17 protein-coding genes are annotated in these 12,711 nt (G+C 60.7%); 10 read left to right on the top strand and 7 right to left on the bottom strand.

Annotation, left to right across the window (positions count from 1 at the left end; genetic code table 11):
- Positions 1 to 19: 19 nt before the first annotated feature.
- From ppk2 to GTP58_RS31590, 9 genes are all read left to right on the top strand, one after another.
- A complete protein-coding gene (gene ppk2, locus GTP58_RS07230; RefSeq protein WP_373924725.1) occupies positions 20 to 865 on the top strand; it encodes a polyphosphate kinase 2 in 846 nt (281 codons plus the stop codon).
- 58 nt (positions 866 to 923) lie between these two features.
- Positions 924 to 1,619, top strand: a complete 696-nt coding sequence (locus GTP58_RS07225) for a hypothetical protein (RefSeq protein ID WP_161076835.1) — start codon at positions 924 to 926, stop codon at positions 1,617 to 1,619.
- Between the two features lie 8 nt (positions 1,620 to 1,627).
- Positions 1,628 to 2,002 carry a VOC family protein gene (locus GTP58_RS07220; protein ID WP_229215447.1) on the top strand — a complete coding sequence of 125 codons (375 nt, stop codon included), beginning with the start codon at positions 1,628 to 1,630 and terminating at the stop codon, positions 2,000 to 2,002.
- A 9-nt stretch (positions 2,003 to 2,011) separates the two neighbouring features.
- On the top strand, positions 2,012 to 2,389 hold the full coding sequence (locus GTP58_RS07215; protein ID WP_161076834.1) for a glyoxalase superfamily protein: 378 nt from the start codon (positions 2,012 to 2,014) through the stop codon (positions 2,387 to 2,389).
- Complete coding sequence (locus tag GTP58_RS07210; RefSeq protein WP_072782271.1) at positions 2,386 to 2,685, top strand: YciI family protein; 300 nt, start codon at positions 2,386 to 2,388, stop codon at positions 2,683 to 2,685. The genes GTP58_RS07215 and GTP58_RS07210 overlap by 4 nt, the downstream gene beginning before the upstream one ends.
- Before the next feature lie 121 nt (positions 2,686 to 2,806).
- Complete coding sequence (locus tag GTP58_RS07205; protein ID WP_161076833.1) at positions 2,807 to 3,598, top strand: hypothetical protein; 792 nt, start codon at positions 2,807 to 2,809, stop codon at positions 3,596 to 3,598.
- A complete protein-coding gene (locus GTP58_RS07200; RefSeq protein ID WP_161076832.1) occupies positions 3,595 to 3,948 on the top strand; it encodes a hypothetical protein in 354 nt (117 codons plus the stop codon). The genes GTP58_RS07205 and GTP58_RS07200 overlap by 4 nt, the downstream gene beginning before the upstream one ends.
- Positions 3,949 to 3,975: 27 nt before the next feature.
- Positions 3,976 to 4,245: a hypothetical protein gene (locus GTP58_RS07195; protein ID WP_161076831.1), complete on the top strand. Its 270-nt coding sequence runs from the start codon at positions 3,976 to 3,978 to the stop codon at positions 4,243 to 4,245.
- Between the two features lie 51 nt (positions 4,246 to 4,296).
- Positions 4,297 to 4,428: a hypothetical protein gene (locus GTP58_RS31590; RefSeq protein WP_255490671.1), complete on the top strand. Its 132-nt coding sequence runs from the start codon at positions 4,297 to 4,299 to the stop codon at positions 4,426 to 4,428.
- Positions 4,429 to 4,476: 48 nt separating this feature from the next.
- On the opposite strand, the gene GTP58_RS07190 is transcribed toward GTP58_RS31590, so the two are convergent.
- The 6 genes from GTP58_RS07190 to GTP58_RS07165 form a co-directional block, all read right to left on the bottom strand.
- Positions 4,477 to 5,100: a PEP-CTERM sorting domain-containing protein gene (locus GTP58_RS07190; RefSeq protein WP_161076830.1), complete on the bottom strand. Its 624-nt coding sequence runs from the start codon at positions 5,098 to 5,100 to the stop codon at positions 4,477 to 4,479.
- A 136-nt stretch (positions 5,101 to 5,236) separates the two neighbouring features.
- Positions 5,237 to 5,566 carry a multidrug efflux SMR transporter gene (locus tag GTP58_RS07185; protein ID WP_161076829.1) on the bottom strand — a complete coding sequence of 110 codons (330 nt, stop codon included), beginning with the start codon at positions 5,564 to 5,566 and terminating at the stop codon, positions 5,237 to 5,239.
- 54 nt (positions 5,567 to 5,620) lie between these two features.
- Positions 5,621 to 7,945 (bottom strand): GH92 family glycosyl hydrolase, encoded by a 2,325-nt coding sequence (locus GTP58_RS07180; protein ID WP_161076828.1) that lies wholly within the window; start codon positions 7,943 to 7,945, stop codon positions 5,621 to 5,623.
- A gap of 109 nt (positions 7,946 to 8,054) precedes the next feature.
- On the bottom strand, positions 8,055 to 8,894 hold the full coding sequence (gene gspK / locus GTP58_RS07175) for a type II secretion system minor pseudopilin GspK (protein ID WP_161076827.1): 840 nt from the start codon (positions 8,892 to 8,894) through the stop codon (positions 8,055 to 8,057).
- Positions 8,895 to 8,896: 2 nt separating this feature from the next.
- Entirely contained in the window at positions 8,897 to 10,075 is a 1,179-nt protein-coding gene (locus GTP58_RS07170) for a polysaccharide lyase family 7 protein (RefSeq protein WP_161076826.1), read from the bottom strand.
- Between the two features lie 127 nt (positions 10,076 to 10,202).
- Positions 10,203 to 11,096 carry a MurR/RpiR family transcriptional regulator gene (locus tag GTP58_RS07165; protein ID WP_161076825.1) on the bottom strand — a complete coding sequence of 298 codons (894 nt, stop codon included), beginning with the start codon at positions 11,094 to 11,096 and terminating at the stop codon, positions 10,203 to 10,205.
- 114 nt (positions 11,097 to 11,210) lie between these two features.
- Between GTP58_RS07165 and GTP58_RS07160 the strand changes: the two genes are divergently transcribed.
- Positions 11,211 to 11,495, top strand: coding sequence for a FlxA-like family protein (locus GTP58_RS07160; protein WP_072782295.1), 285 nt, complete (start codon positions 11,211 to 11,213; stop codon positions 11,493 to 11,495).
- On the opposite strand, the gene GTP58_RS07155 is transcribed toward GTP58_RS07160, so the two are convergent.
- On the bottom strand, positions 11,473 to 12,693 hold the full coding sequence (locus tag GTP58_RS07155; RefSeq protein ID WP_161076824.1) for a cyanophycinase: 1,221 nt from the start codon (positions 12,691 to 12,693) through the stop codon (positions 11,473 to 11,475). The two genes, GTP58_RS07160 and GTP58_RS07155, sit on opposite strands and share 23 nt — an antisense overlap.
- Positions 12,694 to 12,711 lie beyond the last annotated feature (18 nt).

Here is a 12,711-nt window from a genome sequence, read left to right as displayed (position 1 = left end):
TTACGACGAAGAGCTGGAGATGGAACTGGAAGACCGCGAGATCGATCCAGCCACGCGCCAGGTCGTCGAACGCGAACGCACTGCCGAAGCCAAGGAAGAGCGCCGCATCTACTTCCGCGAGCTGTTCCGCCTGCAGGCGGAACTGGTCAAGCTGCAGGACTGGGTGGTCCATACCGGCCACAAGGTCGTCATTATCTTCGAGGGCCGCGACGCTGCCGGCAAGGGCGGCGTCATCAAGCGCATCGTCCAGCGCCTGAATCCGCGCGTGTGCCGTGTCGCCGCGCTGCCGGCGCCCAACAACCGCGAGCGCACCCAGTGGTACTTCCAGCGCTATGTGTCGCATTTGCCGGCGGCCGGCGAAATCGTGCTGTTCGACCGCAGCTGGTACAACCGCGCTGGCGTTGAACGCGTGATGGGCTTCTGCACCGACGACCAGTACGAGGAGTTCTTCCAGACCGTGCCGGAATTCGAGCGCATGCTGGCGCGTTCCGGCATCCAGGTCATCAAGTACTGGTTCTCGATTTCCGACGAAGAGCAGAATGCCCGCTTCCTCGGCCGCATTCACGATCCGCTGAAGCAGTGGAAGCTGAGCCCGATGGACCTGGAATCGCGCCGCCGCTGGGAGGAATACACCCGGGCCAAGGAGATCATGCTGGAGCGCACCCATATTCCCGAGGCGCCATGGTGGGTGGTGCAAGGCGTGGACAAGAAGAAGGCGCGCCTGAACTGCATCCATCACCTGCTGGGCCAGATGCCTTACGTGGAGGTGGAACATCCGGCCATCCTGCTGCCGCAGCGCGAGTACCACGACGATTACGTGCGCCGTCCGGTGCCGCCGGAAATTATCGTCCCCGAGGTGTATTAATTCCCGCATCGCTGCTAAAGTGCTAAGCCTGTCAACATAAACACAGGATTCAGCACTTATGAGCAGCGACGATAGCCTCCGCGCCATGCCTGGCGCGGGCTCTTCCACATCCGTCTTCAGCCCGCACCGCCTGGTGTCGCTGCTGCTTACCCCGCGCGCCTACTTCGCCCAGCCAGACCTGCTATCGGACCGCCGCGGCATCCTCATCGCCGCCGCCATCATCGGCATGACCAATGTGATGGGCCGCATCGACCAGAATCTGCTCAAGACCAGCATGCAGCACCGTGACGTTGAGCATCTCGATGTCACGAACAGCTGGATGACTGGGTCCTGGAGCCATTACTGGCTGCTGGCGGTCTGCGGCGGGATGGTCAGCGCAATCCTGTCGTGGTATATCGCCGGCTGGTGGTATCGTAAGCGCCTGGAGTGGTCGGGCGCCAGCGACGTCGCGCCAGTACGCGCACGCTCGATCAGCGCCTTGCAGGACCTGGTCTATGTCTTGCCGGTGATGCTGTGGACGCTGATACAGACAGTCAGCTACCCCAATTATGCGCAAGCCTGGCAGGCCGCTGACGCGGGCGGCATGCTGTTGCTGGTGTTTTTGCTGTGGTCATGCTGGACTAGCTACTGCGCGGCGACCACGGCGTTTACGGTCCACAAAAACAAGGCGAGGTTCTGGTTCCTGATAATGCCGGTCCTGTTCTATCTGTTGTTCATGGGCGGGCTTGGCTATGTAATGGGTCTATTCAGATAAGGAGAAAGATGATGCAGCTTGGTGCGTTTTCCCTCAGTCTTGCAGTCAAGGACCTGGCAGCCTCGCGGGCGTTTTACGAAAAGCTGGGCTTCACCCCGTTTGGCGGCAACCCGGCGCAAAACTGGCTCATCATGAAGAACGGCGACCACGTCATCGGTCTGTTCCAGGGCGTGTTCCCCAACAATATGCTGACCTTCAATCCCGGCTGGGACCAGAACGCACAGGCGCTGGACGGCTTCACCGACGTGCGTGAAATCCAGCGCCAGCTCAAATCGCAAGGCGTCACATTCCAGGCCGAGGCCGACGAAACCACCACCGGCCCGGCCAGTTTCATCGTGCTGGACCCGGACGGCAATCCCGTTCTGTTCGACCAGCATCTGTAGGGAGGCGCCATGAGCCTGGGCACTGTCACCCCCATCCTGCGCCTGTTCGACGAAAACATGACGCGCGAATTCTATGTTGATTTTCTCGGCTTCCAGGTCGACTGGGAGCATCGCTTTGAAGGCAACTTCCCGCTGTACATGCAGGTGTCCAGGGACGGCTGCCTGCTGCAGCTGTCCGGCCACTTCGGCGATTGCTGCCCCGGCGCTGCCATCCGCATTACCACTACCGATGTCGATGCCTACCAGGCCGAACTGCTGGCCAAGGAATACAAGCACGCGCGTCCCGGCGTAACAGAAGCGCCATGGGGCGGCCGCGAAATGTCGATCCAGGACCCGGCGGGCAACCGCCTGACCTTTTACAACCGCGACCCGGAGATCTCCGCATGAACGAATATATCCTGTTGATGCACGACGACGTGCAGGATGCCGCCAAAGCCAGCGACAACAGTTTGTGGGGCGACTACATCCGCCAACTGCACGCCTCGGGACAGTTCGACGGCGGCAGTTCCATCGGCCACGGCGCGGCGTTCAAGCAAGGCCAGGCCGGCGCGCTGACGCCACTCACCGGCTACATCCGCATCCGCGCCGACAGCCTGGAGGCCGCGCGCCACTTCCTGGCCGGTAACCCGACCTATGAAGCCGGCGGCACCGTCGAAATCCGCGAACTGCCGCGTGAGGAATAAACCGCAGCCATCAGAAGCATCGTAGGCGAGTACCAGGCGGACTGCCTCGCAATACTCTGAAGATTCCCGCCGGCCTCGCGGCGGCGGCAGTTAGAGTTGGGGAATGAGAACGCTAACTATAATGCCACTGTGGCTGGCCCTGTGCTACCTCGCACCGGCCGCCGCCGATACCGGCAAGGCAAACACACCACCCAGCCCCACCGTGGAGGTCCCTGGCGCCGCACAGGACCGTGACGAAAAATCCTATCGCAGCATGCTGGCGGGCGTGGACATCTTCGAAAGAAACCGCAATCTGGCGCCCGGCGCCGAGCTGCGTTTCAAGCTGCTCCCGCGCCAGGCCGGCGTTGCCATGGAAGGCCTGGCGCTGGAACTCAGCGGCGCCAATACAAAAATCGCGCTGCCGCTGGCGTCGGACCAGACCTTCTCCCTGCCGCGCAACGCCGATGCCGCCAACGACAATGCCACGGTCAGATCCAATCGCAAGGACAAGAGCCTGACCTGGCGCGCGGACATCCGCAGCCCCAACGTGCCGCCCAACGCCAAGCGCCTGGGTGACCTGCTGCTCGAATGCAAAGTGGCGATGGCGGGCGATCTGGTGGCCTACATCCATCACCCCATCAACATCATGATCACCAAGATGGATGATCCCTGCCGTTCCATGCCGATCAATATGTTCAATTTCGCCGACCGCGCGCTGTTCAGCGTAACCCTGGTCGACGGCAACCGCCGCAGCGCCATGCCGGCCACCATGCTGCATGGGCCGGAATACCCCGTCATGGCGGGCCAGCAGGACTGGACCTTCCTGCGCGAGCGCGTCTACATGGTGAAGTTCAAGGCCCTGTATGAAAAGGGCTGGTCCGACGACACCCTGCTGCAATTCGACTACATGGACGACGACAAAGCCACCGAATGAACACACTAAAACTAGCCGCCGCCCTCATTGTCACCGCATCGCTCATGGGCTGCGCATCGACCGGCAACGGCGCAGTGAAAACACTGACGCAAAAAAACGCGGCACAGAGCATCGTCATCGGCAAATCGACCAAGGCCGACATCATCCGCACCTTCGGCGCCGCCTCGATCAGTACCTTCCCCAATGGTTACGAGATCTGGCTGTACCAGGTAGGCTACTCAAAGACGGTAGACTCCATCCCGTATATGAACCTTCTGGTCAGCAGCGCGGACAATCGAAAAGAACTGTCCATCCTGTTCGACAAGGCTGGCGTGGTGAAGAAATACCAGCTGATGGAACGGGAGCCCTGAACCAGCGAATTGGGCATACAATACGGCATGCACAAAATCCGCATTCTGCTGCTGGCGTTGTTTTTCCTGCTAGGCTCCTCCGCCTATGCGATGGCGCGCGTGCATACCTGCTGTCCCGTCAAACAATGCAGCGTGGCGCAATGCCTTGATATGGGCTGTGCACCGGCCCCGATGCAACCAGCCGCCGTGGGCGCGACGGCAATCGAATCAACCACGCCAACGTTCAGGGATTACATCGCCCACGTTCCGGCGTATCAGCCCGATCGCTATGAAGAAGTCTGGACCCCGCCTGATTGAACGCACTCAGGCCCGGACACACTTCTTTCAACCATACCGATAGGACTTAACATGAAATCGAAAATCGCCAAACTCGCAGTCGCAGCAGGCTTGCTGACCACCTCCGCTTTCGCACTGGCAGCCAATGCCGGCTGCTGCGGTGATGTGATCTGCTGCATCAAGATGCTGGCCTGCTGCCTGTAAGCCCTGAGTAATAGCGTGGCCCACTTCAGCGATGGAGTGGGCCACTTTTTATTGCGGCTGGCTGCGCGAACGGCGGCGGGCGACAAAGCCCAGCAGGCCAAGGCCGGCGCCCAGCATCGCGTACGTGCCCGGTTCCGGTACCGCGCTCACCTTGATGTTGGCATCCGGCGCGAAATCGGCCAGGCGACCCAGGCCCGAAACGCGGCTGTCGATCGACCAGACCGTCCATGTGTAATCCTGCGGCAGCAGGCCTTTCGATGGCAGCAGCGAGGCGGCGACGGTCGCAAAAATCTGGTTGCCAACGATGTGCGTTGCAACCGTATTGGCGCCCACACTGCCAGTACCGTTGGCGCGCAAAGTCACCGTCGAGTTGAAAGTCACGCCAGGCAGGCCGACGGAAGCAAACGGCGCATTGTTCGAACCGCCCACGTCGAGACCGAATACATAAGCAGCGCCAGCCACATCGGCGATCGGGCCGGCAGCCGTGGTGCGGAACACAAACTCATTGGTGGCCGCGTTGTAGCCGACATCCGCAGACAGCACATCAAACGCAGCATCCTTGCTACCGGTGTAGACCGACAGGAAGTCATTGGCAGGATCAGTAACAGCATGGGCATTCGCGGCAGCGGCGATGCCGGCAACAGCAAGCGTCTTCAGTAGGAATTTTTTCATGTCAGTTGTCCGTATAGGGTTGTGGGAAGCGCGCCTGGGCGCACCAACCGTATATTCCTGACAACGATGAAAAGGTTTTAAAAAAATAAAAAAAATTTATCCGAATTCTGATGCGCTTTTTTTTCCAGGGATTTTCTCAGTGTCCGACCTTGGAAAACACATTCATGATGACGACGCCGGCGATGATGAGGCCCATGCCGATGACGGCTGGCAGATCAAGCTTCTGGCCGTAAAGCAGCCAGCCCGCCGCCGCGATCAGGATGATGCCGGCGCCGGACCAGATGGCATAGGCCACGCCAACCGGTATCGTACGCAAGGTCAGGGAAAGAAAGTAGAAGGCGATTGCATAACCGGCGATGACAATGGTGGACGGTCCCGCTTTGGTGAATCCATCGCTGGCCTTCATCGCAGATGTGGCGATCGTTTCAGCGACAATCGCAATCGCCAGGCATAACCAGTTGTTCATTGCACTCCTCCTCTGTTCAGGCCACAGTATGCCTGAACAGAGGAGCGAACGTCATCAGTAAGACGTCTGCGTGTAAGGGCGCGCAGTGGTGGCCTTGCCCCACGCCGTATTCGGCTGGCTCGACATGGTGAACACCAGCTCGCCGCCGGCAGTGATCTGCTCATGACGCAGGAAAGTCTGCGCCAGCGGCTTGCCATTCAGCGTGACGCCTGCCACGTAGATATTCTCCTTGCTCAGTCCAGCCGCGCGGATGGTGAAGCGTTTGCCATTCGGCAGATTCATCACCGCCTTGTCCAGGAATGGGCGGCCAATCACATACTCGTTACTGCCCGGCGCCACCGGATAGAAGCCCAGCGCAGTGAAGGCCAGCCACGCCGACATCTGGCCAAGATCATCGTTGCCCGACAGGCCGGCCGGCGTCGTGTTGTACTGCGACGCCACCACCTGGGTCAGACGCTTCTGCGTCTTCCACGGCGCACCCGCATAGTTGTACAGGTAGGCGACATGGTGGGAAGGCTCGTTGCCGTGGGCGTAGTGGCCGATCAGGCCGGAGATATCCTCCATATGCGCGTACACGTTCTCGTCCACCTTGGCATCGAACACCATGTCGATCTTGTTTTGCAAAGCGGTGTCGCCGCCCAGCATCTTGATCAGGCCCGCGTTATCGTGCGGCATATACCAGGAATACTGCCATGCGCTGCCTTCGGTATAGTCGCTGCCGAAGTTGGACAGCACCGGATCGAACGGCTCACGGAACTGGCCGTCCGACTTCTTCGCACGCAGGAAGCCGGTTTTGACGTCAAACGAGTTACGATAATTCTGCGCGCGCTGGAAGTACTTCGCGGCGATATCCTTCTTGCCCATCTTCTCCGCCATGCGGGCGATGGTCCAGTCGTCAAACGCGTATTCCACCGTCTTGGATGCGGCTTCCGGTTCCAGATCGATCGGCACATAGCCCAGCTTCATGTAGTGCTGCAGGCCGCCGTACGGACCATATTCCGCGCTGCTGGTCATGGCTTTCAGCGCCTCCTCGGCATCGAAGCCTTTCAGGCCTTTCATGTAGGCGTCGGCGATCACCGGCACGGCATGATAGCCGATCATGCACCAGGTTTCCTGGCCGTGGAACTGCCACACGGGCAAAATGCCGTAAGGGCTGGCCTTCTGAGATTCCACCAGCGAGCGCACGAAGTCCACATTGCGCTGTTCCGGCTGTATCAGCGTCAGCAAGGGATGCAGCGCGCGGTAGGTATCCCACAGAGAGAAGGTCGAATGGTAGCGGAAGCCCTTGGCCTGATGGACTTCGTTGTCCGGGCCGCGATAACGGCCGTCGCGGTCCATGAACAGGCTAGGCGCCAGCATGCTGTGATACAGCGCCGTGTAAGCCATCTTGCGCATCTCCGGCTCGGCCTCGATGGCGACAGCGCCCAGCGCCTCGTTCCATGCCGCCGTTGCCTTGCTGCGTTCGGCGTCAAAATCCCAGCCCGGCATCTCGGCCAGATTGGCAACCGCGCCCTCTTCGCTCACGCCCGATATCGCCACCTTGACCTGCAACTGGCCATCCTCAGGAACGCCGAATTCCAGCGAGCCGGCCAGCGCCTTGCCTTCAACGACCACCTTGTCGCCAGGACCGCTGCCCGGACCGGCGAAGCCCTTGTATTCGACGTCACGCTCAAAATTGCGCAGCGAGCGCGCAGTGAGGGGATGCGAAAACTGGATCGCAAAATACAACTGGCGCCCTGGCGCCCAGCCGCGCGTCTCGCGCATGCCGGTAATCAGCGTGTTGTCACGCACGCGCAAACGCGACCACAGGTTCTTGGCGGCGTAATCGTAAATGCTGCTGCGCAGGTCCAGCATGACCTTGGCCTGCGCGCCCTTGGCGTAGCGATAGCGATGCAAGCCCACACGCTCGCTCGCCGTCAGCTCGACATCCACTTCGTTGTCCGACAGCTTGACCGAGTAGTAACCCGGCTCGGCGCGTTCATCCTTGTGGCTGAAGCGCGAACGGTAGCCGCTGAAAGGCCGTTCCGGGTAGCCCGGCTCCCATTTGGTTTCGCCGCTATAGGGCATCAGCAGCACGTCGCCCAGGTCGGAGTGGCCGCTGCCTGAAAAATGGGTATGCGAAAAACCGAGGATCGAATCGTCATCGTAGCGGTAGCCGGACGCCCATGGATAGCTCTGCCGGAACGGCCGCACCTGTGTGTCCGGGCTAAGCTGCACCATGCCGAACGGCCGCGTGGCGCCGGGGAAGGTGTGGCCATCGCCACCAGTGCCGATAAAGACATCGACCGCCGCCGCAGGGGTGGTCTGGGCGCAGGCCAGCGCAGGAAATGCCAGTGCCAGCGCCAGTGCGCCAGCCGGGAAGAGTTTAATCACGTTCATTCAGCACTCGCTATCAAGACGATGCAACTTTATAGCGCTTGCCCAAGCCACGGTCAATCGCCCGTCCCCGGGAGTGTGATTGTTTAGTGAGTTCACTAAACACAGCCAGCTAATCGTAGCGCATCCACACCAGCGCGGCGCCGCCGCTGCGGCGGATCAGCGCCTCCGTTTGCAGCTTGGCGGCGCCTTGCGTCAACATGCTATGCACCAGAAAGTAGTCGCTGGTGACGCCGTAGTTAATGCCTTCCAGCGTCTCCTTGTCATTGAGGCGGAAGGCAAAGTCGCTCGGTCCCTTGAAGTGCGCCTGCCTTCTGCGCTCGGCCAGCAGACGCGCATCGTTCAGCGAGAAATTCACCACCGAGGTCAGTACCTCGGGCGGTGCGGTGTTGACGTTGATTGCCGTCTGCGCAGGCAGGATCACGACAAAGCCACGCAAACGCTCCAGCACTTCATCATTCAGGCCGCGCACGCCGCGCAAATCATCCAGCTGCTGGATTACCGGTCCTTTCTGATCGGCCGCCAGCGCCTCGGCAATGCTGTACGCCAGCGCCGCCTCCAGCCTCAGTGCCGACAGCAGCCTGGCAAATGCCGTCACCTGAAACAGGTCGATACCGCCAGCACCAGCCAGATTACGCAGATTGAACAAGCCCTGCGCATCCGCGACCTGCTGTGCAAGGCGGCCGCCCTGTTCCGTCTCCTCCAGCAGCGGCGTGCTCCAGGCCCCATCCAGTGCGGTGACGCTGCTGTGCGCCGTATCGTCGAGCAGCGACAGGCGTGCCGCATCCAGCGCCGCCCGCGCCAGCCACTGGGCTTGCAGGCGTTGGCGCTGCCCCTCCATGCCGCGCACCAGAATCTGCTGTTGCCAGAAGATGCCAGTGACCAGCGTGACCGACAGCGCCGTCAGCAGCAAGGCCGTCACCACGGCCACGCCGCGCTGACTGCCTTTCATGCTCAGTTATGCGACACGTTCAAGGCATAGAACTTCACCAGCGCGCCGTTGTTTGGATCGGTGCCATTCGACTGGATGTAGTTCCCCGCCTTGAAATACTCGCCATACCCAATAAAGCTCTGCGGCAGCGGGAAGGAATACGGCGTGCCATTGATCGACACCGTAATCGTGCTGCTGGTGGCCTTGATCTGATAAGTGAAGGTCGTATTCAGCGGGATATTGGTCAGCGTATGTGGCGTCTGGCCGCCGGCCGGGCTGTTTTCGATACCCAGCACGATGTCGCCGCTGCTGCGGTAGTACAGCTCAAGCAGCGGTTTGGTCGATGACGGCAGCCCGGATTGCAGCGCCGTGCCAATGTGGATCTGCCCGATGGCCGTGCTGCTCGGGACTTTGACCACCTTCACCGTCGCATTCATGATGTGGGTACCGGCGATATCCCAGTTGGCGGCGCTGCCGTTCGCATTCATCTCGCGCAGTTCGGAGCGCGGATGGTCGGAGTTGGGCGTGGTCACGCCGGTTTCCGGGCACCAGAACGTCATCGCGCCATCCGTATCGGTGTAGAAGTAAGCGCTGGTGTAGCCGCCCTCCAGTTGCGAAGGCGTCTTGGTCTCCGGCGAACCTGGTGAACCGACCGGCAATTGCAGCTGCCAGATCGACAGGTCGAAATTGCCGCCCGGCGGCTGGTTCGGATTCAGGCCGGAACAGCTGCCGGCGCCATTGGTCCAGATTTCCATCTCCGACAAGCTGACCCAGTTATTGACGTTGCTGCCGGTCGCCTGCAGGCGCACATAACGCGCGGAGCGGTCGGCAAAGCTGTAAGGCTTGAGCTGCGCCGTGGTGCCGCTATTGGTGCCGTTGAAGACCTCAGTCCAGGTATTGCCGTCGTTGGAGATCTTGAGCGACAGGTTGTACTTGCGCGAGTCGCCGCTGTACCAGGCCAGATTGGCATACGAGATTTTGTAGCAGCCGCCCAGATTGTATTGCAGCCACTGCGCGCCATTGGTGGCGTCGGCCGACCAGCGCGTGGCCAGCGAACCGTCGTTCGCATTCACCGGCAGGTTGGAATCGCTGGAACTGGCCGAGACATTGGCGTTCGGTATTGTCAGCCTGGTCTGCGCCAGGACCGGCAACGACGCCAGCATCGCGCCGGCAAGCAAAGCGACAGCAGATATTTTCAGCATGGTGTGTCCCCTGTAAAGTTGTTTTTAATGCAGGGTCAGCATACTCAAGCTCAAAATGAAGGTAAACGTTTTTCTATCGTGCGCGTGGTTTACGCAACACGTCAATGTTTAAGCCTTATTTTATAAATTAAACGTTTACCAAATATTCGCCAATCACTTCCGTCAGGCGTGCCGCCTTTTTAACGTTGGCCTTGCTGGAAACCATCAGCGACACCACCAGTGCCTCGATCACCGCCACGGTGGCGACGCCGCTGCTGGGCAGCACGCCGTGTGCGCTGCTTGCGTACAGCACCTGGTCGGCCAACGCCACCATCGGTGCGGACGGCACGTCGGTAATCGCGACAACCCGGGCCTTGTGATCGCGGGCGAATTGGGCAAACCGCATGGTATCGGCGGAATAGCGCGGGAACGACAGCGCCACCAGCACGTCGCCGCGGCCGATGTGCACCAGATGGCCGGCCGCCACCTCGGCGCCGCCCGGCCCCGCCATCTCCACCACATGCTGGCAAAACGGCTGCAAGTGCAGCGCCAGCATCGCGGCCAAACTGGACGACATCCCCATCCCCAGCACATACACCGTGCGCGCGCCGCTGATCTGGCGGGCCACCATGTCCAGCACCTGCTGGCTGTTGGCATCCTGCGCGGCGGCCAGATTGACGCGCGCATACTCCATGCTGGTCTCGCCCGGCGACAGCGCTTCCTTGCGCCGCGCAATGGAGGTGCGCAGCTTTTCCACGGGCTGCATGGCCGTGTGCAGCGTTTCGGCCAGCGCACTGCGCATCGCGCCGTAGCTGGCAAAACCGATGTCGCGCGCAAAACGGCTGATGGTGGCGGTGGAAACCTGGCAGCCGTCCGCCATCTCCTCGATCTTGAGCGCGGTGCCGCGCATGGGATTGCGCATCAGGTAGTCGGCGATGCTGCGATGGGAGGCAGATCCCTGGGCGCGCACCGTGGCCAGCACCTTGCCCAGCGCCGATTGCACAAACGCGACGTCCGCCGGAACTGATTTACCTGAAGTCATGCCGCACTCGATTTTTAAAAAGGTGCAAGCATACGTACATTTCAGGCAACTGTGAACTTAGTATTTACCCGTAAGTGGCCGCCTTACCTAAACAACGACACTATGGAGTACATCATGGCCTTATCAATCGAAAGCAGCGCGCGCGCAGGCGGCCCCGCCGTGCAGAACCAGATCAGTATGCTGCTCTCGCAGATCAGGGGCTTGCGCAAGCAGCTCACGGCGCTGCGCAAGCAACTGGAAAAAGCCACCGATCCCAATGAACAGAAGATGCTGATGAAGCAGATCATGGATCTGCAGCGCCTGATCGAGATGCAGGAGCAGCAGATCGCCAACATTCAGCAGGAAGAACTGCGCAAGCAGAAGCTGCGCGAGAAAGTCAACGATACCAAGGCCGCGTAATATGCACCGGGCGCACATCCATGCGCAGATTGAGGATGCTGTAAGCGTCCGCCGTGGCTGACTCGTAGCCCGCACTGCGGGCATCGCGCGTCAGCTTGAATTCAAAACCCAGATCATCCTGCGGCTCGCCCGGCATGGCGGTCGCCACGCCTATCGCCTCGGTACGCGCGTTGGTTATCAGCTTTTCCATCATCACCAGCACCGTGTTGTGGCCCAGGATATCGGCCGAATATACCTGCTCGTTCAGATACGGCTTGCTGGCATCCAGCTTGCCGTCGATCTTGTCGGCCGATGGCGTGTACTGGCCGGTCGCCAGGTTATAGCGGTCACCATGATCCAGATAGCTGATACGGGCGTTGGTCAGGTTGAATTCCTTGATGTCGCCATTGGTGGTGGCCTGGGTCAGGTCCAGCAGCAATGCGCCCTGATAGCCGATGATTTCAACTTCCCGTTTTGAATTGATGACCATAGCGGTGTTTTCATCAATGCCCAGTCCCAGCTTGTAGTTCTTCTTCAGCATGGCCGGCAGCATGCGGGCAAAGCGGCCGCGCGCCAGCAGGTGCTGGTCCACAAACACGTCGGTGCCGACAAAGCCCAGGCCCGGCGCCAGTTCGCGCCCATCGTTGACGCCAGCGGCCAGCGTGCCCAGGACCGTCTTTGCTTCGTAATACATGGTGCTGCTCATGATCGCCGCGCCAGCGCTGGTACCGCCGATCACGCCGCCCTTGTTGTACACGTCCCAGATCGCCTGCAGCACGGCGGTACGGCTGCCGTCAGGACGCACCAGCGCCTTGGTGATATAACCCTGGTCGCCACCGGCAAAATAGACGCCGCCCGCTTCGCGGATCGAGCGCGCCAGCGTTTCGTCTTCCGCGTCGCGCTGGTAGTTGCGGTCCTTGAAGCGCACCGCCACCGGCACCACAAACGCCGATGCGCCATACTTGTTCAGCGTCGCCGCCAGATTTTTACCGGAACGCTCCGGATTGCCCGCAGCACTGGGCATGACGGCGATGCGCGCGCCCTGCCCGCCGGCCAGTTCCACCAGTTTTTGCCATACAACCGTGTTATCGGCACGTATCGCGCCACCCGCGATCAGCAGGTTGCCTTGCGGCGGCGCCTCAGCCGCGTAGGAAATCTGTACACTCAGCGCCACCAGCGACACGCACAGCAAGCGTATCGTTTTCACAAAAATCGTCATGCGATATTCCCTGTTGAG

Origin of the sequence: Duganella sp. CY15W (genome assembly GCF_009857555.1) — a bacterium.
GTDB lineage: Bacteria > Pseudomonadota > Gammaproteobacteria > Burkholderiales > Burkholderiaceae_D > Rugamonas > Rugamonas sacchari.
This window is presented reverse-complemented; position numbering and strand designations above follow the sequence as displayed.

What these genes read in the sequence shown, in the direction of transcription:
- GTP58_RS07200 (WP_161076832.1), top strand. Translation starts at nt 3,595, where the DNA reads ATGAACACACTAAAACTAGCCGCCGCCCTCATTGTCACCGCATCGCTC.
- GTP58_RS07155 (WP_161076824.1), bottom strand. Translation starts at nt 12,693, where the DNA reads ATGACGATTTTTGTGAAAACGATACGCTTGCTGTGCGTGTCGCTGGTG.
- GTP58_RS07220 (WP_229215447.1), top strand. Translation starts at nt 1,628, where the DNA reads ATGATGCAGCTTGGTGCGTTTTCCCTCAGTCTTGCAGTCAAGGACCTG.
- ppk2 (WP_373924725.1), top strand. Translation starts at nt 20, where the DNA reads ATGGAACTGGAAGACCGCGAGATCGATCCAGCCACGCGCCAGGTCGTC.
- GTP58_RS07185 (WP_161076829.1), bottom strand. Translation starts at nt 5,566, where the DNA reads ATGAACAACTGGTTATGCCTGGCGATTGCGATTGTCGCTGAAACGATC.
- GTP58_RS07225 (WP_161076835.1), top strand. Translation starts at nt 924, where the DNA reads ATGAGCAGCGACGATAGCCTCCGCGCCATGCCTGGCGCGGGCTCTTCC.
- GTP58_RS07160 (WP_072782295.1), top strand. Translation starts at nt 11,211, where the DNA reads ATGGCCTTATCAATCGAAAGCAGCGCGCGCGCAGGCGGCCCCGCCGTG.
- GTP58_RS31590 (WP_255490671.1), top strand. Translation starts at nt 4,297, where the DNA reads ATGAAATCGAAAATCGCCAAACTCGCAGTCGCAGCAGGCTTGCTGACC.
- GTP58_RS07205 (WP_161076833.1), top strand. Translation starts at nt 2,807, where the DNA reads ATGCCACTGTGGCTGGCCCTGTGCTACCTCGCACCGGCCGCCGCCGAT.
- GTP58_RS07215 (WP_161076834.1), top strand. Translation starts at nt 2,012, where the DNA reads ATGAGCCTGGGCACTGTCACCCCCATCCTGCGCCTGTTCGACGAAAAC.
- GTP58_RS07190 (WP_161076830.1), bottom strand. Translation starts at nt 5,100, where the DNA reads ATGAAAAAATTCCTACTGAAGACGCTTGCTGTTGCCGGCATCGCCGCT.
- GTP58_RS07195 (WP_161076831.1), top strand. Translation starts at nt 3,976, where the DNA reads ATGCACAAAATCCGCATTCTGCTGCTGGCGTTGTTTTTCCTGCTAGGC.
- GTP58_RS07210 (WP_072782271.1), top strand. Translation starts at nt 2,386, where the DNA reads ATGAACGAATATATCCTGTTGATGCACGACGACGTGCAGGATGCCGCC.
- GTP58_RS07165 (WP_161076825.1), bottom strand. Translation starts at nt 11,096, where the DNA reads ATGACTTCAGGTAAATCAGTTCCGGCGGACGTCGCGTTTGTGCAATCG.
- gspK (WP_161076827.1), bottom strand. Translation starts at nt 8,894, where the DNA reads ATGAAAGGCAGTCAGCGCGGCGTGGCCGTGGTGACGGCCTTGCTGCTG.
- GTP58_RS07170 (WP_161076826.1), bottom strand. Translation starts at nt 10,075, where the DNA reads ATGCTGAAAATATCTGCTGTCGCTTTGCTTGCCGGCGCGATGCTGGCG.
- GTP58_RS07180 (WP_161076828.1), bottom strand. Translation starts at nt 7,945, where the DNA reads ATGAACGTGATTAAACTCTTCCCGGCTGGCGCACTGGCGCTGGCACTG.